Source organism: Pseudomonas sp. Bc-h (genome assembly GCF_002080045.1).
Taxonomy (GTDB): Bacteria; Pseudomonadota; Gammaproteobacteria; order Pseudomonadales; family Pseudomonadaceae; genus Aquipseudomonas.
On sequence record NZ_MUIN01000015.1, the window covers coordinates 178,944 to 195,753 of the forward strand.

At 60.5% G+C, this 16,810-nt stretch carries 14 protein-coding genes; 1 reads left to right on the forward strand and 13 read right to left on the reverse strand.

Annotated features, from left to right (window positions below; translation table 11 throughout):
- Positions 1–56: 56 nt before the first annotated feature.
- The 11 genes from hemN to ccoN form a co-directional block, all read right to left on the reverse strand.
- Positions 57–1,439: an oxygen-independent coproporphyrinogen III oxidase gene (hemN, locus tag BWR59_RS27970; protein WP_081568932.1), complete on the reverse strand. Its 1,383-nt coding sequence runs from the start codon at positions 1,437–1,439 to the stop codon at positions 57–59.
- A gap of 84 nt (positions 1,440–1,523) precedes the next feature.
- Positions 1,524–2,207: a sulfite exporter TauE/SafE family protein gene (locus BWR59_RS27975; RefSeq protein WP_081568933.1), complete on the reverse strand. Its 684-nt coding sequence runs from the start codon at positions 2,205–2,207 to the stop codon at positions 1,524–1,526.
- A gap of 429 nt (positions 2,208–2,636) precedes the next feature.
- A complete protein-coding gene (gene ccoS / locus BWR59_RS27985; RefSeq protein ID WP_081568935.1) occupies positions 2,637–2,852 on the reverse strand; it encodes a cbb3-type cytochrome oxidase assembly protein CcoS in 216 nt (71 codons plus the stop codon).
- Between the two features lie 25 nt (positions 2,853–2,877).
- Positions 2,878–5,328 carry a heavy metal translocating P-type ATPase gene (locus tag BWR59_RS27990; protein ID WP_081568936.1) on the reverse strand — a complete coding sequence of 817 codons (2,451 nt, stop codon included), beginning with the start codon at positions 5,326–5,328 and terminating at the stop codon, positions 2,878–2,880.
- Positions 5,329–5,449: 121 nt separating this feature from the next.
- Positions 5,450–5,989, reverse strand: a complete 540-nt coding sequence (locus BWR59_RS27995; protein ID WP_081568937.1) for a FixH family protein — start codon at positions 5,987–5,989, stop codon at positions 5,450–5,452.
- Positions 5,990–6,001: 12 nt separating this feature from the next.
- On the reverse strand, positions 6,002–7,417 hold the full coding sequence (ccoG, locus tag BWR59_RS28000) for a cytochrome c oxidase accessory protein CcoG (protein ID WP_081568938.1): 1,416 nt from the start codon (positions 7,415–7,417) through the stop codon (positions 6,002–6,004).
- A gap of 233 nt (positions 7,418–7,650) precedes the next feature.
- Positions 7,651–8,679: a metallophosphoesterase gene (locus BWR59_RS28005; protein WP_081568939.1), complete on the reverse strand. Its 1,029-nt coding sequence runs from the start codon at positions 8,677–8,679 to the stop codon at positions 7,651–7,653.
- Positions 8,680–8,868: 189 nt separating this feature from the next.
- Complete coding sequence (gene ccoP, locus BWR59_RS28010) at positions 8,869–9,846, reverse strand: cytochrome-c oxidase, cbb3-type subunit III (RefSeq protein ID WP_081568940.1); 978 nt, start codon at positions 9,844–9,846, stop codon at positions 8,869–8,871.
- Positions 9,843–10,034, reverse strand: a complete 192-nt coding sequence (locus tag BWR59_RS28015; RefSeq protein WP_081569091.1) for a cbb3-type cytochrome c oxidase subunit 3 — start codon at positions 10,032–10,034, stop codon at positions 9,843–9,845. Before BWR59_RS28015 ends, ccoP begins: the two co-directional genes overlap by 4 nt.
- A gap of 5 nt (positions 10,035–10,039) precedes the next feature.
- A complete protein-coding gene (ccoO, locus tag BWR59_RS28020; RefSeq protein ID WP_143490969.1) occupies positions 10,040–10,651 on the reverse strand; it encodes a cytochrome-c oxidase, cbb3-type subunit II in 612 nt (203 codons plus the stop codon).
- Complete coding sequence (gene ccoN / locus BWR59_RS28025; RefSeq protein WP_081568941.1) at positions 10,651–12,093, reverse strand: cytochrome-c oxidase, cbb3-type subunit I; 1,443 nt, start codon at positions 12,091–12,093, stop codon at positions 10,651–10,653. Before ccoN ends, ccoO begins: the two co-directional genes overlap by 1 nt.
- Before the next feature lie 868 nt (positions 12,094–12,961).
- Here ccoN and BWR59_RS28030 point away from each other — a divergent pair.
- Entirely contained in the window at positions 12,962–13,648 is a 687-nt protein-coding gene (locus BWR59_RS28030; RefSeq protein WP_143490970.1) for an alpha/beta family hydrolase, read from the forward strand.
- Here the strand turns inward: BWR59_RS28030 and BWR59_RS28035 are convergent.
- Positions 13,637–14,110: a hypothetical protein gene (locus BWR59_RS28035; protein ID WP_081568942.1), complete on the reverse strand. Its 474-nt coding sequence runs from the start codon at positions 14,108–14,110 to the stop codon at positions 13,637–13,639. The two genes, BWR59_RS28030 and BWR59_RS28035, sit on opposite strands and share 12 nt — an antisense overlap.
- Before the next feature lie 88 nt (positions 14,111–14,198).
- Positions 14,199–16,808, reverse strand: coding sequence for a hypothetical protein (locus tag BWR59_RS28040; RefSeq protein ID WP_143490971.1), 2,610 nt, complete (start codon positions 16,806–16,808; stop codon positions 14,199–14,201).
- Positions 16,809–16,810 lie beyond the last annotated feature (2 nt).

Genomic DNA, 16,810 nt, shown 5'->3' on the forward strand with positions numbered 1-16,810 from the left:
CTAGCACGCGCCCTCCGTGGCGTAAAAATCACTCCTACCGTTTCAACGGATTTTTCCTAGATGACTCTGGAAAACCTCTGACGGTTTTGCAGATTCAAATAGGTATCGAAGACCATGCAGACCGAACGCACCAGCAAGCGTCCTGCGGGTGTCACGCGGATGCCCTGGCTGTCCAGAATGATCAGGCCGTCTTTGGCCATTTCAAGCAGTTTTGGCCAGACTTCGTTGAAATAGCCGCGAAAATCAACGGCAAAGGCGTTTTCGATGCCGGCATAATCCAGGCTGAAGTGGCAGATCAGTTGCTGTATCACCGCGCGCCGCAGACGGTCGTCGGCGTTGCAGACCAATCCCCGCTGCGTCGCCAGTTGATCGCTGCCGAGCAGCTTCTGGTAGTCGGCCAGGTCGTTGCTGTTCTGCGCATACAGATCGCCAACCTGGCTGATGGCCGAAACGCCCAGACCGATCAGATCACAGTGTCCGTGGGTGGTGTAGCCCTGGAAGTTGCGCTGTAAGGTGCCTTCTTCCTGAGCGATGGCCAGGTCATCATCAGGCAGGGCGAAATGGTCCATGCCGATGTAGCGATAACCGGCCCGTGTCAGTTGCTCAATGGTGCGTTGGAACATCTGCAGTTTGTATTCGGCGCTCGGCAGTTGCGCGGTATCGATCCGTCGCTGCGGCATGAAGCGTTCGGGCAGATGCGCGTAGTTGAAGACCGACAGGCGATCGGGTTGCAGGGCGATGACTTCATCCACCGTTCGGGCGAAGCCATCCGGGGTTTGCAGCGGCAGGCCGTAGATCAGGTCGATGTTCACCGAGCGGAATTGCAACGTGCGCGCGGCTTCGACGATGGCGCGGGTCTCGTCCAGGCTTTGCAGGCGATTGATCGCACGCTGCACCAGTGGGTCGAGGTCCTGCACACCAAGGCTGACGCGATTGAAACCCAGCTCGCGCAGCAGGCCCATGGTCGACCAGTCGGCCTCACGAGGGTCGATCTCGATGCCGTAGTCACCTGAATGGTCGTCCAGCAGCGTGAAGTGCTGGCGCAGGTGGGCCATCAGTTCGCGCAGTTCTTCGTGATTGAGAAAAGTGGGCGTACCCCCGCCGAAGTGCAGCTGCTCGACCACCTGACGACCGTCGACGTGGCAGGCGATCATCTGGATTTCCTGCTGCAGTCGCTGCAAATAGCCGTGAGCGCGCCCCCGGTCCTTGGTGATGACCTTGTTGCAGGCGCAGTAGTAGCAAATGTTCGCGCAGAACGGGATGTGCACGTAGAGCGACAAGGGGCGAAGCTGCTTGCGGCTTCCACGCAATGCATGCAGCAGGTCGAAAGCACCCACCTGATTATGAAACTGCACCGCGGTGGGGTAGGACGTGTAACGCGGTCCTGTCAGATCGTAGCGGCGGATGAGTTCAGAATCCCAACGAAGGTCGTCGAGCATGCGGGCATTCCCGTAAAGGCTGGCGGTAAAGGCAGTTTAGGGAGCGCAGGGGAGGCGACATTGATCTGGATCAATAGCAGTTGATCAGTGCCCCATCAACCAGTGCTGATGGGGGCCAGGCAGGGTCCACAGGCCGAACAGGATGACCAGCAGACCACCTGCCACACGTACGCTTCGTTTGCGTAAGAGCGCGGTGGTGCGCTCAGCGGCAAGGCCCGTGGCGATCAGGACGGGCCAGGTCCCAATGCCGAAAGCCAGCATCAGCAGCGCGCTGTACAGCGCATTGCCCTGACTGGCCGACCACAACAGGGTGCTGTAGACCAGCCCACACGGCAGCCAGCCCCAGAACGCGCCCAGCAGCAGGGCGCGCGGTGTGCTCGACACCGGCAGCAGCCGGCTGGCCGCCGGCTGAATGTAACGCCACAGCCAGCGGCCAAGGCCTTCGATGCGCGTCAGGCCGCTCCACCATCCCGCGAGATAGAACCCCATGGTGATCAACAGCAAGGCGGCGACCACCCGCAAGACCATGGCCCCAGGACTGTTTGCAACGGCCCAGCCCGCCAGACCGATCAGTAATCCGGCGCAGGCATAACTGAAAATGCGCCCGACGTTGTAGGCCAGCAGTAACCGAAAGCGTCGGCTGCGTTGCTCTTTAGGAATGGCCATCGTCAGCGCGCCCATCAAGCCGCCGCACATGCCCAGGCAATGCCCGCCGCCAAGCAGGCCGAGGATCAGGGCAGACAGCAGTTGGGGGAGGAGGTCAGGCATGGGTGTAGCCTGCTGGTTGTGCAGCGTCTGTCAGGGCCCCTTCGCGAGCAAGCTCCCTCCCACGGTGGATGTGCGTAGAGGTAGGAATCTGCGTACGACTCTCAATCGTTTGGAGGACGCTGGCCCCTTCGCGAGCAAGCTCCCTCCCACGGTGGATGTGCGTAGAGGTAGGAATCTGCGTACGACTCTCAATCGTTTGGAGGGCGCTGGCCTTTTCGCGAGCAAGCTCCCTCCCACGGTGGATGTGCGTAGAGGTGGGAATCTGTGTACGACTCTCAATTGTTGGGAGGACGTACCTGACCTCCTCGCGAGCAAGCTCCCTCTTACGATGCATGTGTGTTGACACCCGAGTCCGGGCACCCGATGTAACCCGTGGGAGGGAGCTTGCTCGCGAAGAGGCCGGCAGCGACCCCGCAAAAACTGAACTGATCACCCGATTTTCTTCTCATCCGGTTTCTGCACTTCCTTGCCAGAGGCCTGTTCCACCCCCGCTTTGTGCCCCGGGTCCTGATCGTCGAACAGGATGCTGTGCGCCGGGCCGTCGAGGTCGTCGTACTGGCCGCTGTCCACGGCCCAGAAAAACACGTAGATCGCCACTGCCACGATCAACAGGGCCACCGGAATCATGATGTACAGCGCGGGCATAGGGCCTCCGGAAGCGGTTGGTTGATCATGCGGGCAAAAGGCGATTGCGGCTGGCGTCGGCCGCAGCGGCATCATCGACCTTAATGCGGGTCAGGCGCAGCGCATTAAGCACCACGACCAGCGAGCTGACCGACATGCCCGCCGCCGCCCACAATGGTGTGATCCAGCCCAGGGCGGCGAAGGGTAGCATGAGGCCATTGTACAGCCCGGCCCAGAGCAGATTCTCGATGATAATGCGGCGCGTGCGTCGAGCCAGCGTGAAGGCCTGAATCAGAGCCTGCAAGCGATTGGACAGCAACACCGCGTCGGCGCTGGTTTTCGCCAGATCGGTGGCTGACCCCATGGCGACGCTGATATCGGCAGCGGCCAACACAGGCACGTCATTCACGCCGTCGCCGAGCATCAACACTTTTCGGCCCTGCGCCCGGAGTTGCTGAAGGATCTGCAGTTTGTCATCAGGTCGCAGGCTGCCGCGGGCGTCCTCGATCTTCAGTTGTGCAGCGACACTGGCGACCATCGGCGAGCTGTCGCCAGACAACAACAGGGTCTTCCAGCCACGTTGTTTGCAGGCATCGATCAGCTCAGCCGCGTCATCACGCAGCCGGTCATCGAGCACCAGCCAGGCCAGGACTTCCCGATCATTGCCCAGCAGCAGCCATTGCCCGGGTTCATCCGGCATTTTCGGGACAGGGTTGCCACTCAACCCGCAGACAAAGTCAGCCTGACCAATCCGCACCTGCCGCCCATCAATACGGCCTTCCAGCCCCAGCCCCGGCACGCTCGCAACTGCCTCGGCGGTCAGCGGGGTATTGCCGAAAGCGCGGGCGATGGGATGTTCGGAGCGGTTCTCCAGGGCTGCGGCAATCCACAGACAATCGTCGCTGCCCATTGACCCCAGGCTGCGGATGGCCCGGAGCGTCAAGCGGCCTTCGGTCAACGTGCCGGTCTTGTCGAAAATCACCGTGTCGATCTGGTTCAGGCCCTCGAGCACATGCCCGCGCGTCAGCAGCAGGCCAAGTTTGTGCAGAGTGCCGGTGGCGGTGGTCAGCGCAGTGGGCGTGGCCAGCGAAAGGGCGCAAGGGCAGGTCGCGACCAGCATCGCCAGCACGATCCAGAATGCACGCTGTGGGTCCAGCTGCCACCACAGCACGCCGATGCACGCGGCCAGCGCCAGCGAGATCAGCAGAAACCACTGTGCAGCACGGTCGGCGATCTGTGCCAGACGCGGCTTTTCCGACTGCGCCCGATCCAGCAGACGCACGATGGCGGAAAGTCGCGTGTCGTGACCGAGGGCGAGCACTTGCACGGTCAGGGCGCTTTCGACGTTCAGGGTCCCGGCCGTAACGGCATCCCCGGCGGTGCGCGGTTGCGGTAAATACTCGCCCGTCAGCAGCGATTCATCGACGCTGGATTGCCCGGCAATGATCTTCCCGTCAGCCGGCAAAACCGCGCCGGGATGCACTAGCACGTGATCGTTCAGGCGCAGCTCGCTGAGCAGGATGCGTTCGCTGTTGCCGGTCTGATCCAGGCGCAAACAGGAGGCGGGTAGCAGATTGACCAGTTGCGCGGTCGCAGCGGCCGTGCGCTCCCGTGCGCGACGCTCCAGATAGCGCCCGGTGAGAAGGAATAGCGCAAACATGCCGACGGCGTCGAAGTACAACTCGCCGATGCCGGTGATCGCGGTCCAGATCCCGGCGACGTAAGCCAGCCCGATGGCCAGCGATACCGAAACGTCCATGGTCAGGTGGCGGGTTCGCAGGTCTCTGAATGCGCCTTTGAAGAACGGCGCGCAGCTGTAGAACACGATCGGCGTCGTCAGAAACATCGCCACCCAGCGCAGGATGGTGTGCATTTCGGGGCTCAGATCGATGTTGAATTCCGGCCATGTCGCCATGGTCGCCATCATCGCCTGAAACCACAGCAACCCCGCGACACCCAACTGACGCAGGCTGCGGCGATTCTCTTGGGCCAACTGCTCAGTGGCCTGATCCGCTTGATAAGGGTGAGCGGCGTAGCCAATGCTGCGCAGTTCGCCCAGCACTTGGCTCAGTGCGAAGGTCGCGGCATTCCAGCGCAGAAACAAACGGTGGTTGGACAGGTTGAGCCGCGCCTCGACCACCTCAGGCAAGGTGCGCAGATGACGTTCGATCAACCAGCCGCACGCCGCGCAACTGATGCCTTCGATCAGCAGCGTGGTTTCGGCCGACTGGTTGTCGTGACGGACGAATGGCGCCTGGACGTCTGGGCGGTCGTACAGTGCTTGTTCGTCGAGCAGCTGCGCAGGAAGGGTCTGAGGATTGGTCGAGGCTTCGCTGCGATGGCTGTAGTAGCTTTCCAGGCCGCCTTCGACGATGGCCTGCGCCACGGCCTGGCATCCGGGGCAACAGAACTCGCGGATTTCACCCAGGACGACAGCGTTGAAGCGATTACCGGGCGGGACGGGCAGGGCGCAGTGGAAGCAAGTGTCTATGGCCACGGATCGTTCCCACGCTCTGCGTGGGAACGCAGGTATTGACGCGTTGCGTCGTTGCAAGTTCGACGCGGAGCGCCTGGCAAGGCATTCCCACGCAGAGCGTGGGAACGATCATTTGCAATGTTCACTTTTTCGACTCTTGCGCACCCTGAATCGGTTCGTCGCCGAGAATCAGATCCTTGTCACGGGTAATGGATTCTTCTTCGAACAGGCGCCAGGTCTGGCTGTTCTCGACGCCCAATAACTCGACGAAACGTCGTCCCTCGACCTTGTCGCTCATTTGCCCGACATATCGCCCGGGTTGGGCGGGGTTGCGGGCGAGGACGATCTTGCGGTCCTTTTCCGGCTGGGTCGGCGAAATCAGATTCAGCACCAGGGTTTCCGGCTGGCTCTCGCCGGTCAACCGCAGGTCGGCTTCACCGGTGACGTCATCGAGGGTCACGGTGGCCCGCAGCTTCAGGGATTGTGCGAGCAGTTCACGGTCCAGGGAACGGTTGATGCCTTTACCTGCCTCGTAATAATTGTCGCTGACCAGGTTGTCCGGGTTGTTCACGGCAATCGTCACCATCGACAGGGTCAACGTGACCGAGCAGGTGAGGATGGCGATGATGATCCACGGCCAGAGGTGCTTGTACCAGGGGCTTGAGGCAGTTGCTACGGTCATGTCTGACTTCTCTCAACGAACTTGTGGGCCGATGAATCGGCTCTTGGCTTGTATTTCGGTGCCGCTGTTCTCGATGTCCTTGAGGATGAAGCGGATCTCGTTGGTGCTCGACGGCAGTTGTTCGGGTGACACCGACAGCTCCACCGGCATGGTGAAGATTTCCCCGGCAGGCACCTTGATTTCGCGTCGGCCTTGCAGCTTCAGGTCGGGCAAACCCGCGGCGTCGAGTACGTAAGTGTGATCGACCTGATCCTTGTTCATCACTTTCAGGCTGTAGACGTTTTCGATCCGCCCTTCAGCGTTCTCGCGGTACAGCACGCGGTCCTTGCTGACATCGAAGCCCACCAGCGAACGCATGAAGAACGCTGCGGTCAGCACACCGATCATCACCAGCAGCACCACGGCGTAACCGATCAGGCGCGGCCGGAACTTGTGGGTTTTCTGCCCGGACAGGTTGTGTTCGGTGGTGTAGCTGATCAGGCCGCGAGGGTAACTCATCTTGTCCATGATGGTGTCGCAGGCATCGATGCACGCCGCGCAACCGATGCACTCGATCTGCAGGCCGTCGCGAATGTCGATGCCAGTCGGGCAGACCTGGACGCACATGGTGCAGTCGATGCAGTCGCCCAGTCCTTGCGCCTTGTAATCGAGTTCTTTTTTACGCGGGCCACGTTTCTCGCCACGGCGTGGGTCGTAGGAGACGATCAGGGTGTCTTTGTCGAACATCACGCTCTGAAAACGCGCGTAGGGGCACATGTAGATGCACACCTGTTCGCGCAGCCAGCCAGCGTTGCCATAAGTCGCGAGCGTGAAGAAACCGACCCAGAAATACGACCAGCCATCGGCCTGGCCGGTGAAGAAGTCCACGGTCAGTTCGCGGATCGGTGAGAAGTAACCGACGAAAGTCAGCCCCGTGACCAGGCCGATCAAAAGCCACAGGCCGTGCTTGGCGAATTTGCGGGTGAACTTGCTGGCGCTCATCGGCGCCTTGTCCAGCTTGATGCGCTGGTTGCGGTCGCCTTCGGTGACCTTTTCGCACCACATGAAAATCCACGTCCACACGCTTTGCGGGCAGGTGTAGCCGCACCAGACGCGGCCGGCGAAAACGGTAATGAAGAACAGCCCGAAGGCGCTGACGATCAGGATGCCCGACAGGAGAATGAAGTCCTGTGGCCAGAAGGTGGCGCCGAAGATATAGAACTTGCGCTCCGGCAGGTTCCACCACACCGCTTGATGTCCGCCCCAGTCGAGCCAGACGGTGCCGAAATACAGCAGAAACAGGAGAATGCCGCCGCCGATTCGCAGGTTGCGGAAAATACCGGTAAACGCCCGGGTGTAGATCTTCTCCCGAGACGCGTAGAGGTCGACGGTGTCACTGTCCTTTTTCGCCGGTGGCGTGACGTTGTGTACCGGAATCTGGTTGCTCATCGCAGCATGCTCATCGAAGCGTTCCACGGTGGTGGAGAAAATGCCCCGGTCAGTACGTGCCGACCGGGGTCACTGAGTTCTTTTAATACCGCACTTCGTACCCTGTCACTTTAGTCGATGGGGAGGACCTTCGATCACTTTCACGGCGTGCGGCGCCTTCATTACATGATCTGGATCAAGTCCTGAATATCAGCGCAGCAAGCGATCACCACGCGCCCTGGCAAAGCATCAAGCTACTGAACCTGCTTGCTGGCGGGCAGGCGGGGTCTGGCAAGCACCACACCATTTTGCCAATCGTTCTGACTGACCAGCATCACGTTGAGCCTGCCTGCATTACGATCGACCTCCGCGATCAGATAATGGCGCTGTGACGCGGAACCGCTGAGAAACAGCGGGACCGTGCCAAAGAAACTGTTTCGGTCATAGGGGCCGCTTCGGCTGTGGTGATGCCCGGCAAACACCGCCGACACCTCGTACTGCTGGATCATGGCTTTGAAGCGATCCCGCTCCTCTGTACTGGCTATCCATTCATCCGGCTTGTGCATGTTCAAAATAATGATCCGGTTCGCCGCTCGTGCCTTTTTCAGTTCATCTTCCAGCCAGTCCAGTGACGCCCTGATTCTGAAGTCGTAGTCCCTGAACTGCGTCAGTTTCAAGGAAGTGAAATCCACTCGATACGTCGGGTAGTTGTTCAATTGAATGAGCTGAACATCCTCGATCCGTTTGCTGTAAGCGAGGCTGCCGATCCATGTTTCTTTCAGCCCAACCTGCTCGATGGAGATATCCATGGCGTCGACCTTGTCGCCCATCCTGGTTTTCAGGTCGAACAGACTCTCCCGTGCGCATCCGTTAGCTGCGCAGTTACCGACGTTGTTTTCATAGTCATGATTACCCAGGCCAAAGTAATAATCTCCGTTCAGATGGTGATCAAGAATGCGGTACACAAACTCGCGCTGCCATCCGTGGCCGAAAGCCGTCATGTCACCGTTGATCATGACCGGCACGTTCTGCTCAGGCCTGGACTGGCGAAATTCGGCGATGTTCAGGTACTGCTCATGAATCAACTCTTTGGAGCGCTTTTCGTTTTCCCGGTTGGAGATATCACGGCCTGCATCACTTTCCGGCGTCCAGGGGTACTGCGGATCTGAGCTGAAAACCAGGTACGACTTTCCTGATTCATCAATGAAAGCCGACGTGGCCTGTGCGTTGAAACTGGCCAGGCAGATGCCCAGCGATCCTATCAAGCGTGTCCATGTGTTCATGGTCCATTTCCCTATGCAGGTGAATACAAGCGCGTCCTGCGACTTGCTTCAGACAGTGTAGGGAAGCGTCTCCAGTGACCTGGGTATATAAGTCTTGACCTCCGGGAAAAGGGTAATCAAATGTAAGCCCGCGCCGGGCGTCCGATCGAGTTTCACCGGCTCAGTGCGGTGAAACCCGATCTTGCGAACCTACTGCGGCTCGGCCGGTTTATCCCCATGGGACAGGCTGTAGACGTATGCCGCCAGCAGGTGCACCTTGTCGTTGCCTTGCAGCAGTTCCTGCGCAGGCATCTGGCCCTGACGGCCGTAACGGATGGTCTGCTGCAGTTGCGCGAAGCTCGAGCCGTAGATGAACGCGCCAGGGTGAGTCAGGTCAGGCGCGCCCATCGCGGGAGTACCTTTGCCTTGCGGCCCGTGGCAGGCCACGCAGTTGGCGGCAAAAATCTTCTGCCCCGCCGCTGGATCGGCTTTGGCGTCTTCCGCCAGTTTGCGGCCGTCCAGTTGGGTCAGCACGAAAGCCGCCACATCGCGAACGCCCTGGTCACCCACCACTTCACCCCAGGCTGGCATCACTGCGTGGCGACCGCCCATGATCGTGGTCTTGATCGTTTGTGGCTCGCCGCCCCAGCGCCAGTCGGCGTCTGTCAGGTTGGGGAAACCGTAGGCGCCCTTGGCGTCGGAGCCATGGCACACCGAGCAGTTGGATGCGAACAGGCGGCCGCCCATCTTCAGCGCTTGCGGGTCTTTGGCCACTTCTTCGATGGGCATCGCGGCGAATTTGGCGAAGATCGGACCGAAACGTGCGTCCGAACGCGCCATTTCCTTCTCCCATTCGTGGACCCCGGTCCAGCCCGGCTGACCATTGGAGAAAGCGATTTTCTTGTCGTTGTCGACGTAGTCGTAACCCGGCAGCAGGCCTTTCCAGTTGCCCAGGCCGGGGTACAGCGCCAGATAACCCAGGGCGAAAATAATGGTGCCGACAAACAGCATGAACCACCACTTGGGCAGTGGATTGTCGTACTCCTCGATGCCATCGAAAGAGTGGCCGACGGTTTCGTCAGTGGTATCGGCGCGCTGGCCCTTGCGGGTCGCCAGCAACAGCCAGGTCAGGCAGAAGATCGTGCCCAGCGACAGAACCGTGACGTACAGGCTCCAAAACGTAGTCATTCTTTGTTGCTCCTGGAAGCTTGCGCTTGCTCGAGGTGCTTGATGGCCTCGGGATCATCGGCAAAGGGCAGCAGGGTCGCGTCGTCGAATTCGGCTTTGCGTCGCGGGCTGAACACCCACAGCGCCAGACCGATGAAGGCCACCATCACCACGACGGTACCCAGGCCTCGAATCATCCCGATATCCATAGCGATCACCGTTTGCTCTTGATGATGGTGCCCAGGCCCTGCAGGTAGGCCACGAGCGCGTCCATTTCGGTCTTGCCTTTGACGGCGGCACCGGCACCGGCGATGTCTTCGTCGGTGTAAGGCACGCCGAGGCTGCGCAGGACTTCCATCTTGCGACCGGTGAGCTTGCCGTCGAGCTTGTGTTCCACCAGGAACGGGTACGCCGGCATGATCGACTCCGGCACCACGTTGCGCGGGTTGTACAGGTGCGCGCGGTGCCAGTCGTCGGAGTAGCGGTTGCCGACGCGGGCCAGGTCCGGCCCGGTGCGTTTGGAGCCCCACAGGAACGGATGATCCCAGACGCTTTCGCCAGCCACCGAGTAGTGACCGTAACGTTCGGTCTCGGCGCGGAACGGACGGATCATCTGCGAGTGGCAGCCGACACAGCCGTTGGCGATGAACACGTCGCGGCCTTCGAGCTCCAGTGCCGGGCGCGGCTTCATGCCTTCGACCGGTTTATTGGTCACGTCCTGAAAGAACAGCGGGACGATCTGGGTCAGGCCGCCGACCGCAACGGCGATGACCATGAAGATCGACAGCAGGCCGATGTTCTTCTCGAGCATTTCATGTTTGATCATCAGTGGGCTCCCACGACAGCGATCTGGGCGGCTTCTTCAGCTTCTTCGGTGTTCGACGCACGCACCGTGCGGAACACGTTGTAGGCCATGAACAGCATGCCGCTGGCGAAGAACGCACCGCCCAGGGCGCGCACGATGTAACCCGGATGGCTGGCTTGCAGCGCCTCGACGAAGGAGTAGGTGAGCGTGCCGTCATCGTTGATCGCACGCCACATCAGGCCCTGAGTGATGCCGTTGACCCACATCGAGGCGATGTACAGCACGGTGCCGATGGTCGCGAGCCAGAAGTGCGTGTTGATCAGGCCGATGCTGTGCATCTGTGGACGGCCATAAAGCCGCGGGATCATGTGGTAGACCGCGCCGATGGAGATCATCGCCACCCAGCCCAGCGCGCCGGCGTGTACGTGGCCGATGGTCCAGTCGGTGTAGTGGGACAGCGAGTTGACGGTCTTGATTGCCATCATCGGCCCTTCGAAGGTCGACATGCCGTAGAACGCCAGCGATACGACCAGGAAGCGCAGGATCGGGTCGGTGCGCAACTTATGCCAGGCGCCGGATAGGGTCATCATGCCGTTGATCATGCCGCCCCAGCTCGGGGCCAGCAGGATGATCGACATCACCATGCCCAGTGACTGCGCCCAGTCGGGCAGGGCGGTGTAGTGCAGGTGGTGGGGGCCGGCCCAGATGTAAAGGGTAATCAGCGCCCAGAAGTGCACGATCGACAGACGATAGGAGTAGATCGGGCGTTCGGCCTGTTTCGGCACGAAGTAGTACATCATCCCGAGGAAGCCCGTGGTCAGGAAAAAGCCCACAGCGTTGTGGCCGTACCACCACTGGATCATCGCGTCGGTCGCGCCCGAGTAGGCCGAATACGACTTGAACAGACTCACCGGCAACGACATGTGGTTGACAATGTGTAGCATCGCCGTGACCACGATGAACGCGCCGTAGAACCAGTTACCGACATAGATGTGCTTGGTCTTGCGCTTGACGATGGTGCCGAAGAACACCGCCGCGTAAGTGACCCAGACAATGGCCAGCAGGATCGCGATTGGCCATTCGAGCTCGGCGTATTCCTTGGTGGTCGTGTAGCCCATGGGCAGGGTGATGATCGCGCCGATGATCACCGCCTGCCAGCCCCAGAAGTGGAAGGCGGCCATGCCGTCGGAGATCAGTCGCGTCTGGCAGGTTCGCTGCACGACATAGTAGGAAGTACCGAACAGTGCGCATCCGCCGAAGGCGAAGATCACAAGGTTGGTGTGCAGGGGGCGCAGGCGTCCGAACGTGGTCCACTCCAGACCGAAATTCAGATCAGGCCACACGAGTTGTGAGGCGATGAAGACACCGAGCCCCATGCCAAGGATCCCCCAGACCACCGTCATGATGGCGAACTGGCGGACTACCTTATAGTTATAAGCAGTCGGACTGATTGCTGTGCTCATTCTAAGGTTCCACGGTTTGGGTATTTTATTAGTGTGGTAACAGCCGCAACATCGAAATAAGCGTAGACCGTTTGCCACGCAAAGGGCGTGTCACCCGGACGACTGAAACGATGGATACGGATTTTGGCAACCCGCCGCGCAACGTATTGCACGATAAAGTTGCCCGAGTGGGCCGTCAGGACGGGAAAACAGGACGAGTGAGGCAGCGCGCGTGAATGCCGAAAACTGGATACAACCCTGCGGGTGACGAACAGGACGGCGCTGTCTGTCTGCAAGAGGGTCGAGGGTCGTGCACAATCCTTTCACTGAGCCTGTGGCCAGCTGTCGCCGGACCACCATGGCGGCAAGCTTAGACGTGATTGGTCGGCGAGGGAAGACGTCTGAACAACAACTGCGACACTTGGCCGCGCGGTATTGCAGAGCCGCCGCGACCCATTGCGGGCCGCGGCGCTGAGCGTTTTGCACAGACTGCTGAAACGTTACTCCTCCCACATTCCCTGTACCTTGGGAGGGTGTTTCTACACCAAAAGTTGTATACAAAAGCCGTCGACTATTGCACTTTTTCACTGCCCAAATATTTGGCCCGAGCTGGCAGAAAAGATCAGCGATCGTCGCGGATGATCGACCGAAACCGGGAAAAAAAGCCTGTGCCGTCGATGAAACCGCCCGGTTGCGTGTGGGTTGGGGCGCCCAGAGAGTCGGTGCTTTTTTCCGAAGTGCCAGCGCAGGGTAAATATCCAAAGCTGAACCGTGGCTGTCTTGGCGGGCTATCTTCATGGTCCGCCAACCTGCCATTTCCTTTCGTCGTCGGCATAATGTCGGCCATCCCATTCACCTCACCTGCTGTGAGCGACAGACCGAGGCAAGCATGAGCAAAGGACATCCGGCGAGTATTGACGCCGATCAATGCGCGCAACTGGCAAAAGGGCATGGCTGGTTGTGGAATGCGCCGGTTTCTGTGAACGCCAGATCCGCAACGTTGATTCTCGCCCACGGCGCCGGTGCGCCGATGGACAGCGAGTTCATGAACGACATGGCCGAACGTCTGGCCGCTCTGGGCGTTGGCGTGCTGCGTTTCGAATTTCCTTACATGGCCCAGCGCCGAATCGACGGCGGCAGACGGCCACCCAATCCCCAGGCCAGACTGCTGGACTGCTGGCATGAGGTATACGCCGCAGTGCGTGCCAAAGTCGGCGGCCGTCTGGCCATCGGCGGCAAATCCATGGGCGGGCGCATGGCCAGCTTGATCGCCGACGACCTCAAGGCCGATGCCCTGATGTGCCTGGGTTACCCGTTCTATGCCGTCGGCAAACCGGAAAAGCCCCGCGTCGCCCATCTGGCTGACCTGCGCACGCCCACCTTGATCATTCAGGGTGAGCGCGACGCTCTCGGCAATCGCGAAACGGTGGAGGGCTACACGTTGTCCAGCCAGATCGAAGTGCACTGGCTGCCCACCGCCAATCATGACCTCAAACCCCTGAAGGCCGCTGGCGTCAGCTACGAGGCGTGTCTGCAGGACGCCGCTGAACGCATTGCCAGACGCTTACTTGATTAATGCCAGGATGTCTTCTTCGCGAGGGCATAGAAGATCGAATTCGCCTCTGGATACCTTGAAGTTCATCGCAGGAATACCGAACTCAAAGCTACCCCGCAGGCGGCCGGTGTCAGCATTACATCTCAGCAACCGGACGCGGCCCTGCGCAAAATCCCGTGAGTGAAATACCTGGGCGACCCGCTTGGGGGTGAGGTGATAAACCGCCGTCAGTCGTTCGTCCCGCACCAGGTCGTAAATCCCTGGCGCCAGTGTCTGATCGATGAACAGGCCGAGCGCCGTGCGATGGGGGCCGACCTTGCCCACCGCGTGTATTTTCCAGATGCGCTGGCTACGCGCGCCAGTCAATTCCGGGCGCAGACAAGACATGCCGCTCAGGTCCGTGGTGATGAACGGGGTGCCGTTGATTCGGGCGCTGAAATGGCCACGTGCGCTGGGCGCGGTTGGAGGGGTGGAGTCAGTCATGGCGGGTATCTCCCTGATACCGTAAACATCGCAGGCAAAGCCGGAGCCCTGGTCTGGCCCCGGCTCGGGGCTCATGAAACGGCGGGTATCAGCGGATACCGATCGCCGGGATGGCGCTGTAGGTGTACGCGTCCACCTCAGCACCGTTCCCCAGATTCTTCACATAATAGGTCTTGCCGAACGGCGTCACCCTGGCCTGAGTCGACGACCATGTCTGGTTCTTCACCAGTGGCCACTTGTTGCCCCATACCCCATAAATCGCGCGCAGCTCGTGAATTGTCGGCAGACGCCCGCCATGCTGGCCTGCCGCAGCGGACATATCGCCGAACTTGCCGGTGCCCAGGGAAAAACACTGGACGACACCGGTCACCGTCACCTCATAAGACAGGCTCTGCCCGGCAGCATCGGTCACCGAGATCGTAGCGCTGCCTTTGCCACGCACCGTCGCCAGCCCCGTTTCACTGACATGGGCGACCAGCGGATTGCTCGAACCGTAGGCATAAGGAGGCGTCCCGCCGGTGGCAACGCGCTCGACCGAGGTACCCGCCGGCAGCGTCGGCAAAACATCCGGATGCGCAGGAACCAGAAACGCCTGACCGTCGAGCGTGACGGGTGCCGTGTTGAAACTCAGCGCGCTGCGCACCGTCAGCGTCCGCCGTTCCGATTCCTTGTCGACCCCCGAACGCGACACCTGATAGCTGAGCACCGCCTGCGCGTTTTCGCTGGCCTCGATCAGCGCCTTCGGCAGTTGGAACACCAGCTCGGTAGTGCCGCTGCCCGCCGCCTGCTCCGCCGTTTCATGACGGGAAGCCCCGACCCAGATCACCTTGACCCGGTCATCGGCGCGCATTTCGTAACGGACCCGAACGGTTGCGCCGGTTGCCGGGATCAGGGCTGGGTTGACGATGTCGTCGTTCTGGACGGTGTCCATGGTTGGGGCGGGGAGCGACGACCAGGCACTCGCCACCCGCACCGAATAAACCCCGGAATCCTGCACCGTGCCATCCGCCCGCGTGACCCGATAAGACACCAAAACCTGCTCACCCTCGTTGGCGTTCACCAGCGCACTGGAGAACACCAGCGATACATCTTGCCCCGCCTCAGCGGCACCGATGACCTTTTCCTTCTCGTCACTGCCTTTGGGGCCGTTCCAGGTCACTCGCACATGATCGCCCTGACGCAGACTGGCCGAGGCGGCAATGACAACCGTGGCGCCGTTAGCGGTGTCGGCAGGGTCGAGGAGGTTGTTGGCGGCTTCAAGGATGGTGGGGAGCGGAAGGGGCGCGGCGTTGTCCTGACCTACAGTCAAGGACAGCGATGGCGATCTGAAGAACGCCCGCCCGAACGTGTTGACGGTGTAGTACACCTCCACCGAACCGCCTGCCAGCAGGCTGACATTCTCATCCGGGATGACGAACTCGACAGGGCTGCCAACGTCCCCGCCGGCGACGGTTTTCAGCTCGTCGTGCATGACATTGGCGCCGCCTTCGGTTTTACCCATCCAGAACAGATGGACGTCATTGCCTTGCGACATGAAGTAATAGGCAGGCACTTCAGCGCGAACGTTGCGGGAGGATGGATCCAGCACGCCACCGTTCTGCTCTGCGGCAGGCACACGAGGCAATGGCAGCTCCATGGGCTGGCCGACGATTTTCAGCGACAGACTCTTCGACCGCTGGCTGCTGCCCGAAGGCGTGTTGACTCGATAGTACAGACGCGCCCGACCTTGGGCGATCGGCTGGAATTGCGCGTTGGGCACCATGAACTCGTGAAATGTGGTTTGTCCGCTCACGGTTTGGCTCGCGCTCCAGGTTTCCAGCGGCATGCCTTCGGCGGTGCTGCGCTCGACCGACAGCACCAGTTGATCGCCGCTCTGGATATCCGCGTGCGCAATCACCAGCACTTGCACGTCAGCCCCGGAAAGCTGATCCAGGTCCAGTTGCATGTCAGGTGCTTGTGGGGTAACTGGGGCCGGTAGCGTGGAGTCGCCTGCTTCCACTTCCACATAGGTGGGCAGCGACCAGCGAGACCAGTTATTGACGATGTCACGAATTTCGTAGCGCACTTCCAGCATGTCCGAGTCGCCGGCGCGCTCGATGATTTCTCTGCCGACCGCAACGGTGACAGGCTGGCCCACCTGGGCCTGGCTGATCTCGGTGCGAATGATTTCGCCGTGCCAGGACAATGTGACTTTGTCACCGACAAACATATTCAGGTACGCAGCGATCTCGACGCTCACGCCGTCCGGTGAGGTGATGATGCCCTCGGGAAAGACCTTTGGCTTGGCCAGACGCTCGTTTTCCCAGGGAGTTGCCGGGTTGGTGTCGGTGCCGCCCGGCAGGGTCAGTTTGACCGGGACAGTGGCCGGGGCCGATTGGTTTTTCTGGCCGCCGATGGGTTTGGTGACTTCGTACCAGAGGCGTATTTCAGGCTGGCGAACGAACTTCTGATCCAGCGGCAAAATCACGAAGTTGAAGGTGCCCGGCGTCAGGTCTTCCTGCCTGACGGTGTAGTTGTAGGCCAGTTGATCGTCGCAATACAGATCGATGATATCGCCGGCAGCAATCTCCAGATAAGGCCCGACACGCACCGAAAGCGGCACTTGTGGGTCCAGGGTGTCGGCATGGCCGATGCCGCTTGGATCGTGCAGGTTCTGCATGGCCGGTGCGGGCAACAGGGCGTTGGTTGCAATATTCATGA